12 protein-coding genes and 1 pseudogene are annotated in these 14,828 nt (G+C 66.5%); 10 read left to right on the top strand and 3 right to left on the bottom strand.

Annotation, left to right across the window (positions count from 1 at the left end; translation table 11 throughout):
• The first annotated feature begins 35 nt into the window (after nt 1-35).
• From U4Y91_RS22120 to purU, 5 genes are all read left to right on the top strand, one after another.
• A complete protein-coding gene (locus U4Y91_RS22120) occupies nt 36-2,042 on the top strand; it encodes a cation:proton antiporter (protein ID WP_321806857.1) in 2,007 nt (668 codons plus the stop codon).
• Nucleotides 2,043-2,120: 78 nt separating this feature from the next.
• Nucleotides 2,121-2,687, top strand: coding sequence for an adenine phosphoribosyltransferase (locus tag U4Y91_RS22125; protein WP_151066189.1), 567 nt, complete (start codon nt 2,121-2,123; stop codon nt 2,685-2,687).
• Between the two features lie 33 nt (nt 2,688-2,720).
• Nucleotides 2,721-3,335, top strand: coding sequence for a LysE family translocator (locus U4Y91_RS22130; RefSeq protein ID WP_124486501.1), 615 nt, complete (start codon nt 2,721-2,723; stop codon nt 3,333-3,335).
• A 5-nt stretch (nt 3,336-3,340) separates the two neighbouring features.
• On the top strand, nt 3,341-4,198 hold the full coding sequence (locus tag U4Y91_RS22135) for an NUDIX hydrolase (RefSeq protein WP_321806858.1): 858 nt from the start codon (nt 3,341-3,343) through the stop codon (nt 4,196-4,198).
• A 114-nt stretch (nt 4,199-4,312) separates the two neighbouring features.
• Nucleotides 4,313-5,197: a formyltetrahydrofolate deformylase gene (purU, locus tag U4Y91_RS22140; protein ID WP_321806859.1), complete on the top strand. Its 885-nt coding sequence runs from the start codon at nt 4,313-4,315 to the stop codon at nt 5,195-5,197.
• 130 nt (nt 5,198-5,327) lie between these two features.
• On the opposite strand, the gene U4Y91_RS22145 is transcribed toward purU, so the two are convergent.
• Both U4Y91_RS22145 and uvrA read right to left on the bottom strand, forming a co-directional pair.
• A complete protein-coding gene (locus U4Y91_RS22145) occupies nt 5,328-6,410 on the bottom strand; it encodes a hypothetical protein (protein ID WP_321806860.1) in 1,083 nt (360 codons plus the stop codon).
• Between the two features lie 255 nt (nt 6,411-6,665).
• Nucleotides 6,666-9,551, bottom strand: coding sequence for an excinuclease ABC subunit UvrA (gene uvrA / locus U4Y91_RS22150; RefSeq protein ID WP_321806861.1), 2,886 nt, complete (start codon nt 9,549-9,551; stop codon nt 6,666-6,668).
• A 267-nt stretch (nt 9,552-9,818) separates the two neighbouring features.
• On the opposite strand from uvrA, the gene U4Y91_RS22155 reads away from it, so the two are divergent.
• Both U4Y91_RS22155 and U4Y91_RS22160 read left to right on the top strand, forming a co-directional pair.
• On the top strand, nt 9,819-11,006 hold the full coding sequence (locus tag U4Y91_RS22155; protein WP_321806862.1) for an MFS transporter: 1,188 nt from the start codon (nt 9,819-9,821) through the stop codon (nt 11,004-11,006).
• A 103-nt stretch (nt 11,007-11,109) separates the two neighbouring features.
• On the top strand, nt 11,110-11,661 hold the full coding sequence (locus tag U4Y91_RS22160; RefSeq protein WP_059603013.1) for a single-stranded DNA-binding protein: 552 nt from the start codon (nt 11,110-11,112) through the stop codon (nt 11,659-11,661).
• 454 nt (nt 11,662-12,115) lie between these two features.
• Here U4Y91_RS22160 and U4Y91_RS22165 read toward each other — a convergent pair whose 3' ends face one another.
• Nucleotides 12,116-12,340 carry a hypothetical protein gene (locus U4Y91_RS22165; RefSeq protein ID WP_321806863.1) on the bottom strand — a complete coding sequence of 75 codons (225 nt, stop codon included), beginning with the start codon at nt 12,338-12,340 and terminating at the stop codon, nt 12,116-12,118.
• Nucleotides 12,341-12,575: 235 nt separating this feature from the next.
• Here U4Y91_RS22165 and U4Y91_RS22170 point away from each other — a divergent pair, with 235 nt between their 5' ends.
• From U4Y91_RS22170 to U4Y91_RS22180, 3 genes and pseudogenes are all read left to right on the top strand, one after another.
• On the top strand, nt 12,576-13,340 hold the full coding sequence (locus U4Y91_RS22170; RefSeq protein ID WP_044847448.1) for a ParA family protein: 765 nt from the start codon (nt 12,576-12,578) through the stop codon (nt 13,338-13,340).
• Between the two features lie 461 nt (nt 13,341-13,801).
• Complete coding sequence (gene phaP / locus U4Y91_RS22175; RefSeq protein WP_321806864.1) at nt 13,802-14,383, top strand: TIGR01841 family phasin; 582 nt, start codon at nt 13,802-13,804, stop codon at nt 14,381-14,383.
• A gap of 283 nt (nt 14,384-14,666) precedes the next feature.
• Nucleotides 14,667-14,828, top strand: a pseudogene (locus tag U4Y91_RS22180) (acetyl-CoA C-acetyltransferase); the annotation flags it as partial.

The raw sequence follows: 14,828 nt of genomic DNA on the forward strand, positions 1-14,828 counted from the left end.
TTGCCGTGGCCCCGACGAACGAGGACGCTTCGCCCGTGATTTCCCCGCTCGAAATGACCCTGCTGCTGCTGCTGGCCTCGGTAGTGGGCGTCGTCGTATTTCGCTCGCTGAACCTGCCGCCGATGCTCGGCTACCTGACCGTCGGCATCCTGGTCGGCCCGCACGCGTTCGGCGTCGCCGCGGACCTCGAACGGGCCGAGCATCTCGCGGAATTCGGCGTGGTGTTCCTGATGTTCTCGATCGGCCTCGAATTCTCGCTCGCGAAGCTGCGGGCGATGCAGCGGCTCGTGTTCGGGCTCGGGCTGCTGCAGGTGGTCGCGACCCTCGCGCTCGCGGTCGTGCTCGGCGCGCTGTTCGAGCGCTGGGTGCACATCACGTGGCAGGGCAGCGTCGCGCTCGGCGGCGCGCTCGCGATGTCGTCGACGGCGATCGTGTCGAAGATGCTCGCCGAGCGGCTCGAGATCGAGACCGCGCACGGCCGCAACATCTTCGGCGTGCTGCTGTTCCAGGATCTCGCGGTGGTGCCGCTGCTGATCGTGATCGCCGCGTTTGGCGCCGAGTCGTCGAAGGATCTCGCGCTCACGCTCGGGTTCGCGGCCGTCAAGATCGTGATCGCGCTCGCGCTGCTGCTGATCGTCGGCCAGCGTTTCATGACGCGCTGGCTCAACGTCGTCGCGCGGCGCCGCTCGCAGGAACTGTTCGTGCTGAACCTGCTGCTCGTCACGCTCGGCGCCGCGTTCATCACCGACCGCTTCGGCCTGTCGCTCGCGCTCGGCGCGTTCATCGCGGGGATGCTGATCTCCGAGACGCCGTTCCGGCATCAGGTGGAAGAGGACATCAAGCCGTTCCGCGACGTGCTGCTCGGCCTGTTCTTCGTGACGACCGGGATGCTGCTCGATCCGCGCGTGATCTGGGAGCATCCGTTGCTGGTGCTCGGCTTCTTCGTCGGGCAGATCCTGTTCAAGGGGACGATGATCGCGGGGCTCGCGCGGCTGTTCGGCGCGACGCCGGGCGTCGCGATGCGTACCGGCATCGGCCTCGCGCAGGCCGGCGAATTCGGCTTCGTGCTGCTGAACCTGATCCTCGACCGGCATCTCGTCGATTCGACGCTGCTGCAGGCGATCCTCGCGTCGATGCTGCTGTCGATGCTCGCCGCGCCGTTCCTGATCCAGAACGCCGACCGGATCGTGATGCGGCTGTCGTCGACGGAATGGATGCAGCAGTCGCTGCAGATGACGCGGATCGCGACGCAAAGCCTCAAGCAGCGCGGCCACGTGATCATCTGCGGCTACGGCCGCGCGGGGCAGAACCTGGCGCGCATGCTCGAGCAGGAAGGCATTTCGTACGTCGCGCTGGACCTCGACCCCGATCGCGTGAGCGCGGCCGCGACGGCCGGCGAATCGGTCGTGTTCGGCGACGCGGCGCGCCGCGAGTCGCTGCTCGCGGCCGGTATCCATCGTGCGGCGGCCGTCGCGATCACGTATGCGAACACGCCGTCGGCGCTGCGCGTGCTGCACCACGTGCACGAGCTGGAGCCGACGCTGCCGGCGATCGTGCGCACGGTCGACGATGCCGATCTCGAGAAGCTGCTCGCGGCCGGCGCGACCGAGGTGATTCCGGAGATCGTCGAGGGCAGCCTGATGCTCGCGTCGCACACGCTGGTGCTGGTCGGCGTGCCGATGCGCAAGGTCGTTCGGCGCGTCGAGGAGATGCGCGACGAGCGCTACAGCCTGCTGCGCGGCTATTTCCGCGGCGCCGACGACACGGACGACGACGATCACGAGCAGGTGCGGCTACAATCGGTGCCGGTCGATGCGCGCGCGGATGCGGTCGGGCGCTCGCTGGAGGAGCTCGGGCTGTATGCGCTCGGGCTGGAAGTCACGGCGATCCGCCGGCACGGCATCCGCGGCGTCGAACCCGACCCGCAGACCAAGCTGCGCGCGAGCGACATCGTCGTGCTGCGCGGGCTGCCCGAAGCGCTCGCGCTCGCGGAGGAGCGGCTGTCGCGGCATCGGCGCGAGCCGCCGGCCGTGGTCGCCTGAGTCGCGCTTCGATAACCTGACCCGTATTGATTCGAAACGGTGCCCGATCTTCGCGCACCGTTTTTTTCGGAGAGTTTCATGCCGCATTCGTCGTCGGGCGCACCGCTCGATCCGGTCGCCTTCATCCACAGCCAGATCCGCACCGTGCCCGACTGGCCTCAGCCGGGCGTGCAGTTCCGCGACATCACGACGCTGCTGCAGAGCCCGAAGGCGCTGCGCATCCTCGTCGACCTGTTCGTCGAACGCTATGTCGATGCGAAGCTCGACTACGTCGCGGGGCTCGACGCGCGCGGCTTCATCATCGCGCCGATCGTCGCGTACGAGTTGAGCGTCGGCTTCGTGCCGATCCGCAAGGTCGGCAAGCTGCCGTACAAGACGCGCTCGGAATCGTACGATCTCGAATACGGCAGCGCGACCGTCGAGATCCACGAAGACGCGTGCCGCCCCGGCGACCGCGTGATCATCATGGACGACCTGATCGCGACCGGCGGCACGATGATGGCGGGGCGCAACCTGCTGCAGCGGCTCGGCGCGGTCGTCGTCGAAGGCGCGGCGATCATCGACCTGCCCGATCTCGGCGGCTCGACGCTGCTGCGCAACGCGGGGCTGCCCGTCTATACCGTCACCGAATTCGCCGGCCACTGAACCACTGGAGCCGGCCCACGCCGCGAGGTCACGATGCCCAACTTCATGCTGTTTCTCGCCACGTCGATCGCGATCACGTTCGCGCCGGGTCCCGACAACCTGCAGGTGCTCGCACGCGGCATCTCGCAGGGCCGCGCGGCCGGCTTCGTCGCCGCGCTCGGCTTCACGGCCGGGATCCTGTTCCATACGACGCTCGCGGCGCTCGGTGTCGCGGCGGTGCTGCGCTCGTCGCCGGTCGCGTTCCAGACGCTGAAGCTCGCGGGCGCCGCGTACCTCGTGTGGATCGGCATCAAGGCGCTGCGCAGCCAGGGCCTCGCGAACGCGCACGCGCGCCCGCCGCAGCCGCTTGGCGCGATCTTCCGGCAGAGCGTGATCGGCAACCTGATGAACCCGAAGGTCACGTTGTTCTTCGTCGTGTTCCTGCCGCAGTTCGTCGATCCGCACGGCGTGCAGGGCGTGACGCTGCAGATGTTCGAGCTCGGCGCGCTGTTCATGCTGCAGACGGCCGCGATCTTCTCGCTGTTCGGCGTCGGCGCGGGCGCGATCGGCACATGGCTGAAGCGCCGCCCGAAGGCCGGTGTGTGGCTCGACCGGATCGCCGGCGCGACCTTCATCGCGATCGGCATCCGCGTCGCGCTGAAGGACTGAGCCCGATGACGTTTCCGTGCATTGCGGCCGCGCGCCGCTTCGATCCGGCCGCGCACCTGCGTTTCGAGATCGCCGGCGTGGCCGTAGGCTGGGTGCGCCGCCAGGACGTCGCGAAGCTCGCGCGCTGGCCCGACGTGTTCGAGCTGACGGACGCGCGCGTCGTGCTGTCGGCGCGCTATGACACGGTCGACGCGCGCAGCATGGCGCTCGCGAGCGCGATCGGCGCGCTGGCGGCCGAAGGCGCGATTCCCGGCTGGCGCGACGAGATCTATGCGATCCGCAACCGCTTCGACGATCCGCCGCTCGCGTATATCGAGCGCGCCGCGTCGCGCTTCTTCGGCACGCAGACTTATGCGGTGCACCTGAACGGCATCGTAGAATATGCGGCTGCGCCGGGTTCGCCCGCCGCGCCGCAGATGTGGCTCGGCCGCCGCAGCGCGACCAAGGCCACCGACCCCGGCATGCTCGACAACGTCGTCGCGGGCGGCATCGGCTGGGGCCTGGGCGTTCACGAGACGCTCACGAAGGAATGCTGGGAAGAGGCCGGCATGCCGGCCGAACTGGCGGCGCGTGCGATCGCGGGCCGCGCGGTGCAGGTACTGTGTTCGCTGCCGGAAGGCACGCAGTCCGAACTGATCTTCGTGTACGACCTGCCGCTGCCGCGCGACTTCGCGCCGCACAACCAGGACGGCGAAGTGGCCGAGCACCTGCTGGCCGGCGTGCCCGAGGTGATCGGCTGGCTGCGCGAAGGCCGCGCGACGATGGATGCGAGCCTCGCGATGCTCGACACGCTGCTGCGCCACCGCTGGCTCGCGGCGGCCGACGCGGCGGGCATCGACGCGCTGTTCGCGCCGGCCGCCTGACGCGCCACCTGGCGAGCCACCAGAAGGCGCCGCATGCCTGCCCGGGCTTGGCCCCAGGGTGAGGCCGGACGAACGGCCTATTTGACGAATACCGAAACGAAGGGAGTAGCGGTCATGTCGACCGATCACAGCTTTATCTTGAAACTGTCGTGCCCCGACCGGCATGGCATCGTCCACGCGGTCTCGGGCTTCCTGTTCGAGCGCGCCAACAACATCCTCGATTCGGCGCAGTTCGGCGACAGCCGCACCGGCGAGTTCTTCATGCGCGTGCACTTCGTGCAGGACGGCGACGGCGCGGATGCCGCGTCGGCGCTCGACGCGCTTCGCAAGGAATTCGCGCCGCTCGCCGAGCAGTTCGGGATGCGCTGGGAAATGCACGACGCGGCCGTGAAGCCGCGCGTCGTGATCATGGTGTCGAAGATCGGCCACTGCCTGAACGACCTGCTGTTCCGCTACCGCACCGGCCAGCTGCCGATCGAGATTCCGGCGATCGTGTCGAACCACAAGGAGTTCTACCAGCTCGCCGCCAGCTACAACGTCCCGTTCCATCATTTCCCGCTCGTCGGCGGTTCGTCCGATGCGGCGAAGGCCGCGCAGGAAGCGCGGGTGCTGGACGTGATCGACGAACACCAGGCCGATCTCGTCGTGCTCGCGCGCTACATGCAGATCCTGTCGCCGAACATGTGCCAGCAACTCGCCGGCCGCGCGATCAACATCCACCATTCGTTCCTGCCGAGCTTCAAGGGCGCGAAGCCGTACTACCAGGCGTTCGACCGCGGCGTGAAGCTGATCGGCGCGACCGCGCACTACGTGACGACCGACCTCGACGAAGGCCCGATCATCGAGCAGGAAGTCGAGCGCGTCGACCACAGCATGACGCCCGACCAGCTCACCGCGATCGGCCGCGACGTCGAGTGCGTGACGCTCGCGCGTGCGGTGAAGTGGCACGTCGAGCACCGGATCGTGCTGAACGGGACGAAGACCGTCGTGTTCCGCTGATCGGTGATGCGCGCCTGCCGGCCTGCGCCGGCCGTCGGTTGCTGCAAACAAGAACGCCGCGCCCTTGACGGGGCGCGGCGTTTTTTTATCGCGTGATGCGCGGGGATCGGGTTGCGTCGGGTACGGCGCGTCAGATCAGCCGCAGCATGTACAGCTCGCGCTTCATGTACGCATAGAAGATCGGCGCGGCGATCACGCCCGGCAGCCCGAACGCGGCTTCCATGATCAGCATCGCGAGCAGCAGCTCCCACGCGCGCGACTCGATCTGGCCGCCGATGATCTTCGCGTTCAGGAAGTATTCGAGCTTGTGGATCACGACGAGGAACGCGAGCGACGCGATCGCGGTTCCCATGCTGACCGACAGCGACACCGCGACGATCAGCGTGTTCGAGATCAGGTTGCCGATCACCGGCAGCAGGCCGACGATGAACGTGACGAGCACCAGTGTTTTCGACAGCGGCAGCCGCTGGTGGAAGATCGGCAGCGCGACGAGCAGATAGATGCCGGTAAAGGTCGCGTTGATCGCCGAGATCTTGATCTGCGCGAACACGATCCGGCGGAACGATTCGGCGAAGCGCGACACGCGCGTGACGAGCGCGGTCGACAGCGGCCGGCGCACCTTCCCGTGCTCGACGCCGATCGCGATCATCGCGCCGATGATCATCCCGAACAGCACGTGGCCGAAGCCGCGCGCGACGCTCTTGCCGCCTTGCTGGAGCTGGTCCATGTGCGAGTGCATCAGCAGCGCCGCCTTGGTCTTCATCTGTTCGACGTCGACCGGCAGCAGGTTCGCGATCCAGGCCGGCGTGCGGGCGCGCGTCTGCTCGACGATCTGCATCAGCTGGCCAAGGAGGCTCTGCAGGTTCGGCACCGTGTGCTCGAAGTGGTCGATGATGCCGATCGTCAGGCCCGTGAGCCCGCCGACGATCGCGATCGACAGCAGCACGACGGCGACCCAGCGCGCGCGCATGCTCGTGGTGTGGCGTTCGATCACCGGGGCGATCGTGTGGATCAGCTGATAGACCAGCATGCCGGCCAGCAGCCCGCCCAGCAGCTTGAGTTCGATGACGAGCACCATCGTGACGAGGGCGAACAGGTAGCTGCCGATCTCGATCGCCGACAGCTTCGGCAGGCTGAAGTCGCTCGTCAGCCGCACGCTGCGCAGGTGCGGCTCGCGGTTCTGAGCGTCGCGCGACTCTTGTTGCTTCTCCATCATGGATTCCTGTCGTTCGTGTGCCGTGCCGCGCGGTGGGCGACACGGCGGCGGTCGCCCGGCGCCGCACCGGATTGGTGCGGATGGCGAACCTTACGACCGTAAAGTATAGCTGCCATTATGGTCCGCCACGGGGCTGTTTGGCTCGTGGTGTAAACGCAGAGGGGAAAACCGCAGAAGGGAAAACGAGGAGGCCGGCGCCGCCCCGCTGCCGGGCGCGCGCGGCCGGGCAGCCGCGCGCGGGAACGGAAAGTGTCAGCCGGCCGCCGCCTTGCGGACCGGGCGCTTGAGCAGCGGTGCGAGGTACTTGCCGGTGAAGCTCGCCTTGGTCTTCGCGACCTGCTCGGGCGTGCCCTGCGCGATGATCTGGCCGCCGCCGGCACCGCCTTCGGGGCCGAGGTCGATCACCCAGTCGGCCGTCTTGATCACGTCGAGGTTGTGCTCGATGATCACGACCGTGTTGCCCTGGTCGCGCAGCCGGTGGATCACCTCGAGCAGCAGCGCGATGTCGTGGAAGTGCAGGCCGGTGGTCGGCTCGTCGAGGATGTACAGCGTGCGGCCCGTGTCGCGCTTCGACAGCTCCAGCGACAGCTTCACGCGCTGCGCCTCGCCGCCCGACAGCGTCGTGGCCGACTGGCCGAGGCGGATGTAGCCGAGGCCGACGTCGAGCAGCGTCTTCAGCTTGCGGGCGATCACCGGTACCGCGCTGAAGAATTCGTACGCGTGTTCGACGGTCATGTCGAGCACTTCGCTGATGTTCTTGCCCTTGTACTGCACCTCGAGCGTTTCGCGGTTGTAGCGCTTGCCGTGGCACACGTCGCACGGCACGTAGACGTCCGGCAGGAAGTGCATCTCGACCTTCAGCACGCCGTCGCCCTGGCACGACTCGCAGCGGCCGCCCTTCACGTTGAACGAGAAGCGGCCCGGATCGTAGCCGCGCTCCTTCGCGGTCGGCACGCCCGAGAACAGCTCGCGGATCGGCGTGAACAGCCCCGTGTAGGTGGCCGGGTTCGAACGCGGCGTGCGGCCGATCGGCGACTGGTCGACGTTGATCACCTTGTCGAAGTGCTCGAGGCCCTCGATCGCCTCGTGCGGCGCCGGCTCGGCCGACGAGCCGTACAGGTGGCGCGCGACCGCGTGATACAGCGTGTCGTTGATCAGCGTCGACTTGCCGGAACCCGACACGCCGGTGATGCAGGTCAGCAGGCCGACCGGCAGCTCGAGATCGACGTGCTTCAGGTTGTTGCCGTGCGCGTCGACGATGCGCAGCATCCGCTCGGGATCGGGCGCGAGCCGCTCGTCCGGGTACTCGATCGTGCGCTTGCCGACCAGATACTGGCCCGTCAGCGACTGCGGGTTCGACTGCACCTGCTTCGGCGTGCCTTCGGCCACGATCACGCCGCCGTGCTCGCCCGCGCCGGGGCCCATGTCGACGACGTAGTCGGCCGTGCGGATCATGTCCTCGTCGTGCTCGACGACGATCACCGAGTTGCCGAGGTCGCGCAGGTGCTTGAGCGTCCCGATCAGGCGGTCGTTGTCGCGCTGGTGCAGGCCGATCGACGGCTCGTCGAGCACGTACATCACGCCCGTCAGGCCCGAGCCGATCTGCGACGCGAGCCGGATCCGCTGCGCCTCGCCACCGGACAGCGTTTCGGCGCTGCGCTCGAGCGACAGGTAGTCGAGGCCGACGTTGTTCAGGAAGGTCAGGCGCGCGACGATTTCCTTGATCACCTTGTCGGCGATCTCGCGCTTCGCGCCGTCGAGCGACAGGCCGTCGAAATAGCCGAGCGCGTCGCGCAGCGGCCAGCCGCTGATTTCATAGATGCCGCGCGCGTAGTCGCCTGTGCCGACCCGTACGTGGCGCGCCTCGCGGCGCAGCCGCGTGCCATCGCACGACGGGCACGGCTGGTTGTTCTGGTACTTCGATAGCTCTTCGCGCACCGCGACCGAATCGGTCTCGCGGTAGCGGCGCTCGAGGTTCGGGATGATCCCTTCGAACACGTGCTCGCGGATCGTCGTGCGGCCGCGCTCGTTGATGTACGAAAACGGGATCGTCTGCTTGCCCGAGCCGAACAGCAGCACCTTGCGGATCTTTTCCGGCAGGTCCTCGAACGCGGCGTCGATGTCGAATTCGTAGAATGCCGCCAGGCTCTGCAGCATCTGGAAGTAGAACTGGTTGCGGCGGTCCCAGCCCTTCACGGCGCCCGCGGCGAGCGACAGCGACGGGTGCGCGACGACCCGCTTCGGGTCGAAGAACGTGATCTGGCCGAGGCCGTCGCATTCCGGGCACGCGCCCATCGGGTTGTTGAACGAGAACAGGCGCGGCTCGAGCTCCTGCAGCGAGTACGAGCAGATCGGGCACGCGAACTTCGAGCTGAACAGGTGTTCCTTGTCGGTATCCATCTCCAGCGCGATCGCGCGGCCGTCGGCGAGGCGCAGCGCGGTCTCGAACGATTCCGCGAGGCGCTGCTTCATGTCCGGGCGCACCTTGAGACGATCGACGACGACGTCGATCGTGTGCTTGTCGTTCTTCTTGAGCTTCGGCAGCGACTCGACCTCGTAGATCTTCGCGACGCCTTCGTTCGCGGTGCCGCCGCCCGAGCGCACGCGAAAGCGCACGAAGCCCTGTGCCTGCATGTCCTCGAACAGCTCGGCGTGCTCGCCCTTGCGGTTCGCGACGACGGGCGCGAGGATCATCAGCTTGGTTTCCTCGGGCAGCGCGAGCGCCGCGTCGACCATCTGCGACACGCTCTGCGCCTCGAGCGGGATGTCGTGGTCGGGGCAGTACGGCGTGCCGACCCGTGCGAACAAAAGTCGCAGGTAGTCGTGGATCTCGGTGACCGTGCCGACGGTCGAACGCGGGTTGTGGGACGTCGCCTTCTGCTCGATCGAGATCGCGGGCGACAGGCCCTCGATCAGGTCGACGTCGGGTTTCTCCATCAGTTGCAGGAACTGGCGGGCATACGCGGACAGGCTTTCGACGTAGCGGCGCTGGCCTTCGGCATAAAGGGTGTCGAACGCGAGCGACGACTTGCCCGACCCGGACAACCCGGTAATCACGATCAGCTTGTGGCGCGGCAGGTCGAGATTGACGTTTTTCAGGTTGTGGGTGCGTGCCCCACGGATACGGATCTGTTCCATGAACCTGGCGAAAATGGAGGGAACCAAACCTGCTACTATAACGGCTTTTCGAGGCCGTCGTTGGGGGCCCCCAGCCTTTGCAGCAGCTGGCAGCAAGGCGGTGTCCACGCCGGGGAGGCGGCCGCGCCGCACGGCGCGAGGCGGCCCGCAGGCTGCCTGCCTGACGTCCCGGAAAGCGGCCCCGGAAAGCGCCTGCCGGGCCGGTGGCCCTGATCTTCCGCCGCCCGCCGCCGGGCGGACATTCCGATCATTCGAAATTCATTCCCGATGTCCAATCCGTCCGCCACGTCTTCCCGCATGAGTGCGCCCGAACTGCGCGCGACCACGTCGCTCGCGGCGATCTTCGCGCTGCGCATGCTCGGCCTGTTCATGATCATGCCGGTGTTCTCGGTCTACGCGAAAACCATCCCGGGCGGCGACAACGTGTTGCTCGTCGGCCTTGCGCTCGGGGCCTACGGCGTCACGCAGTCGCTGCTGTACATCTTCTACGGGTGGGCGTCGGACAAGTTCGGCCGCAAGCCCGTGATCGCCACCGGCCTGCTGATCTTCGCGCTCGGCAGCTTCGTCGCCGCGTTCGCGCACGACATCACGTGGATCATCGTCGGCCGCGTGATCCAGGGGATGGGCGCCGTGTCGTCCGCGGTGCTCGCGTTCATCGCCGACCTGACCTCCGAGCAGAACCGCACGAAGGCGATGGCGATGGTCGGCGGCTCGATCGGCGTGTCGTTCGCGGTCGCGATCGTCGGCGCGCCGATCGTGTTCCACTGGGTCGGGATGAGCGGGCTGTTCGCGATCGTCGGCGTGCTGTCGATCCTCGCGATCGGGGTCGTGGTGTGGATCGTGCCCGACGCGGCGAAGCCCGTGCACGTGCCGGCGCCGTTCGGCGAGGTGCTGCACAACGGCGAGCTGCTGCGCCTGAACTTCGGCGTGCTCGTGCTGCACGCGACGCAGACGGCGCTGTTCCTCGTCGTGCCGCGCCTGCTGGTCGACGGCGGGCTGCCGGTCGCCGCGCACTGGAAGGTCTACCTGCCGGTGATGGGGCTCGCGTTCGTGATGATGGTCCCGGCGATCATCGTCGCGGAAAAACGGGGCAAGATGAAGCCGGTGCTGCTCGGCGGCATTCTGGCTATCCTGATCGGTCAATTGTTGCTCGGCAGCGCTCCGCATACCATCCTGATTGTGGCGGCGATCCTGTTCGTGTACTTCCTGGGTTTCAACATCCTGGAAGCGTCGCAGCCGTCGCTCGTGTCGAAGCTCGCGCCCGGTTCGCGCAAGGGCGCGGCCACGGGCGTCTACAACACCACGCAATCGATCGGGCTCGCGCTCGGCGGCATCGTGGGCGGCTGGCTGCTGAAGCACGGTGGCGCGAACACCGTCTTCTATGCGTGCTCGGGGCTCGTGGCGGCGTGGCTTATAATCGCGGCCAGCATGAAAGCGCCGCCGCGCAAGGCCTGAACCTTCTTTTCGGGCAGGCACCGGCGGCGCTCGCCGGCTTGCCCGGCGGGCCGCTCCGACGACATTCGCGGGCGGCCCGGCATCGAATTTACTGGAGAAACACATGGCATCCGTCAACAAGGTCATCCTCGTCGGCAATCTCGGCGCCGATCCTGAAGTCCGTTACCTGCCGAGCGGCGACGCGGTTGCGAACATCCGTCTCGCGACGACCGATCGCTACAAGGACAAGGCAAGCGGCGATTTCAAGGAAATGACCGAGTGGCACCGCGTCGCGTTCTTCGGCCGTCTCGCCGAAATCGTCAGCGAGTACCTGAAGAAGGGTTCGTCGGTCTATATCGAAGGCCGCATCCGCACGCGCAAGTGGCAGGGCCAGGACGGCCAGGATCGCTACTCGACCGAAATCGTCGCCGACCAGATGCAGATGCTCGGCGGCCGCGGCGGTTCGGGCGGCGGCGGTGGCGGCGGTGACGAAGGCGGTTACGGCGGCGGCTACGGTGGTGGCGGCGGCGGCCGCGGCGGCGAACAGATGGAACGCGGCGGCGGCGGCGGTCGTGCCGGCGGCGCGCCGCGCGGCGGTGCAGGCGGCGGTCAGAGCCGTCCGAGCGCGCCGGCAGGCGGCGGCTTCGACGAGATGGACGACGATATTCCGTTCTAAGCGGAACGTCGGTTCCCGGTGTAAGAAGGGGCCCGAATCTCCACGCTGAATCAGTGGTTCAGCCTGGATCTTCGGGTCCTTTTTTCGTTTACGCGTTTTTCGGTTTGGGCGGAACGTGCCCGATCGGGCGAGAGGAACGTCGTGGTGGCGTCGTGCAGGCGGGGAGAACCCGCTGGCGCTGGCCGCATCGGATGGGCGAGACTTGAATGGATTCCCCCGGTCGGGGGACGATCATCGTCGCGGGCGCGATGGCCCTGACGTCTGTTGTGCCTACGTGGCGAGCATGCCGACCGCATACTTCAACCGACGCAACCGCATCGGTGAGCAGGTTTCCTGAAGCCCCGCAACGGGCATTGCCGCCATGGGTGCCGTGGCATTCACGCCCGAGTCGCCTGCTTCGGACGGTGCGAACCATGGCAAGACCGGCGCCGTGGCCGCCGCAGAATAGAACCGCTTACGCTTCCGTGACGATCGCGACCAGATTGCTGACGCGCTCGACGGATTTTCCACCCTTCGGCCAACGGACCAGCGCGTCGCTACCGGTGATCGACAGGATCACGCCATCGCTGCGGTCCACGGCACCCGTGAACGTGACACGGTTTACTTTTGCCGACGGCGAAAACGAAGCCGCGCTGCGGCCCGGCAGCAGATCCATCAGGAACGAAAATACGGGGTACACGACTGCTCCTTCGTAAACTACGGGTTTTCCCTAGTTTAACAGTTCGGATGTTGCGTCGCAACATTGTCCCTTGTGCCCGTTCCTCGTGCGCGTCTTCCGTCGTGATTGCCAGTCGTTCGTCGCGCCGCTCCCGCAAAAATCTCTCGGGCGGTTCGTGTATCTGATCGATGTCACGCGGCCGCCACGATTGACCGGCTAAGCTCGATTTTTCGACGTTTCGATCGAAGGAGACACAATGCGGCGGGTCGTATTCAACCAGAAGGGTGGTGTGGGCAAGTCGACGATCGTCTGCAACCTGGCGGCGATCAGCGCGAGCGAAGGGCTGCGCACGCTCGTCATCGACCTCGACGCGCAGGCGAATTCCACGCACTACCTGCTCGGCGACCGGGCGACCGACGCGCATCCCGGCGTCGCCGAATTCTTCGAGACCGCGCTGACGTTCAACTTCCGGCCAGTCGACGTCGCATCGTTCATCCATCCGACGCCGTTCGACGGGCTCGACGTGATGCCCGCGCATCCGGACCTCGACACGCTGCACGGCAAGCTCGAGTCACGCTACAAGATCTACAAGCTGCGCGACGCGCTCAACGAGCTCGACACCTACGATGCCGTCTACATCGACACGCCGCCCGCGCTGAATTTCTACACGCGCTCGGCGCTGATCGCGGTCGAGCGCTGCCTGATTCCGTTCGACTGCGACGACTTCTCGCGCCGCGCGCTGTACACGCTGCTCGAGAACGTGAAGGAAATCCAGCAGGACCACAACGCGGCGCTCGAGGTCGAAGGGATCGTCATCAACCAGTTCCAGCCGCGCGCGAGCCTGCCGCAGCGGCTGGTCGACGAACTCGTCGAGGAAGGGCTGCCGGTGCTGGCGTCGCGGCTCTCGGCATCGGTGAAGATCCGCGAGTCGCATCAGCAGTCGACGCCGGTGATCCATCTCGAGCCGGCACACAAGCTCGCGCAGGAGTTTCGCGCGCTGCATCGCGAACTGGTCGGGTGAGGGTGTCGCCGCTGGCCCCGCCCGTTGATTTATAGGCGATCATTGAATTCGTCATTAATAATCCCGGTAACGATTTCAAAATAAATCTGGAAAAACGATTGCATGGGTATCCGCCCTATTTTCAATGGGCACCTATTTTCCAATAACGGGAATAATGGCGGGGTAATTGTTACGGACGGTCGCGGTGCGCCATGCTGTAAAAAAGTAAAAATCATTTCGGGACAAGGCGTTGCAACACGGCCCCATTGCGTGCGGGCGCAGATCGCGAGGCGATCAACCCAGTAGGTAAGGGTTTTTACCTAGCATTAATGCCATTTAATTGACAATTAATCCATCTAGAATGGCAATCTTCAACTCTCCGCGGTCAATCGTGTCTGCGGGGTTGTGAATAAGGAAGCGGGCTTCGATCCGGCTTCCATTTTTTTCGTTCGTCTCTCGCATTGCTAACAGGAGCGTGCCCGATGTCCGTATTTGCCCCCGAAAAATTCGCCGCCGATTATCAGTCCGGAATCGCCGCCTGGTTCGCGATTGCCCGTCCGGCAATTAATGGTTTCGAGGCCGTCGTCGAACTCAACCTGCAAGCGGCCAAGACGGCGCTCGAGGAATACGAGGACAAGCTGAAGAACGCGTTCAACGCGAGCAACCCGGCTGCGGGCTTCGCGCAGCAAGTCGCCGCACCGCAGGAAGCCGCCGGCAAGGCCGTCGCGTACGGTCGCCATCTGTTCGACATCGCGGTGTCGACGCAGGCCGAGTGGGCGAAGGTCGCGCAGGCGCAATACGAGCAGACCGACAAGCGCGTGAAGGACGTGGTCGGCGAGCTGACGAAGCATGCACCGGCCGGTTCGGGTGCCGTGGTCGCCGCGCTGAATTCGGCGCTGTCCGCGGCGACTGCCGCGGCAGACTCCGTGCGCGCAGCGACGGGGCAGGCAATCGAAGCCGCGCAAAGCGGTTTCGACGCGGTCAGCGAAACGACGACGCGCGGTGCCAAGCAGGCGGCGGCAGCCGCACGCAAGGAAGCCGCTTCGCGCGAATCGGCTGCATGACCGCGTGTCGCGCGCAGGCGCGACACCATTGATCGAACGGCGCCGGCGGGCGCCGGCCGCCGCGTGTGCCGCGTGGTGGCCGGCGGCGTCCGGTTCGCCGCAGCGTGTCCGGACTCGGCTGGAGCGGGCGAATGGGCGGCGCGCATGAAAGCGCGAGCGCCGAGCCGCATCGCGAACCGTATGGCGCTCAAGCGCCGACGTCGGCCGCCGTGCCGCCCGGCACCGGCACGCGATACAGCACGCAACACGGATCGACCCACTGATTTCGATGCAGGAACAAAACATGACGGACGTAGTGATCGTATCGGCCGCGCGGACCGCGGTCGGCAAATTCGGCGGCTCGCTCGCGAAGGTCGCGGCACCGGAGCTGGGCGCGACGGTGATTCGCGCGGTGCTGGAGCGTTCGGGCGTGAAGCCCGAGCAGGTGAGCGAAGTGATCATGGGT

Source organism: Burkholderia sp. BCC1993 (assembly GCF_905339865.1).
Lineage (GTDB): Bacteria > Pseudomonadota > Gammaproteobacteria > Burkholderiales > Burkholderiaceae > Burkholderia.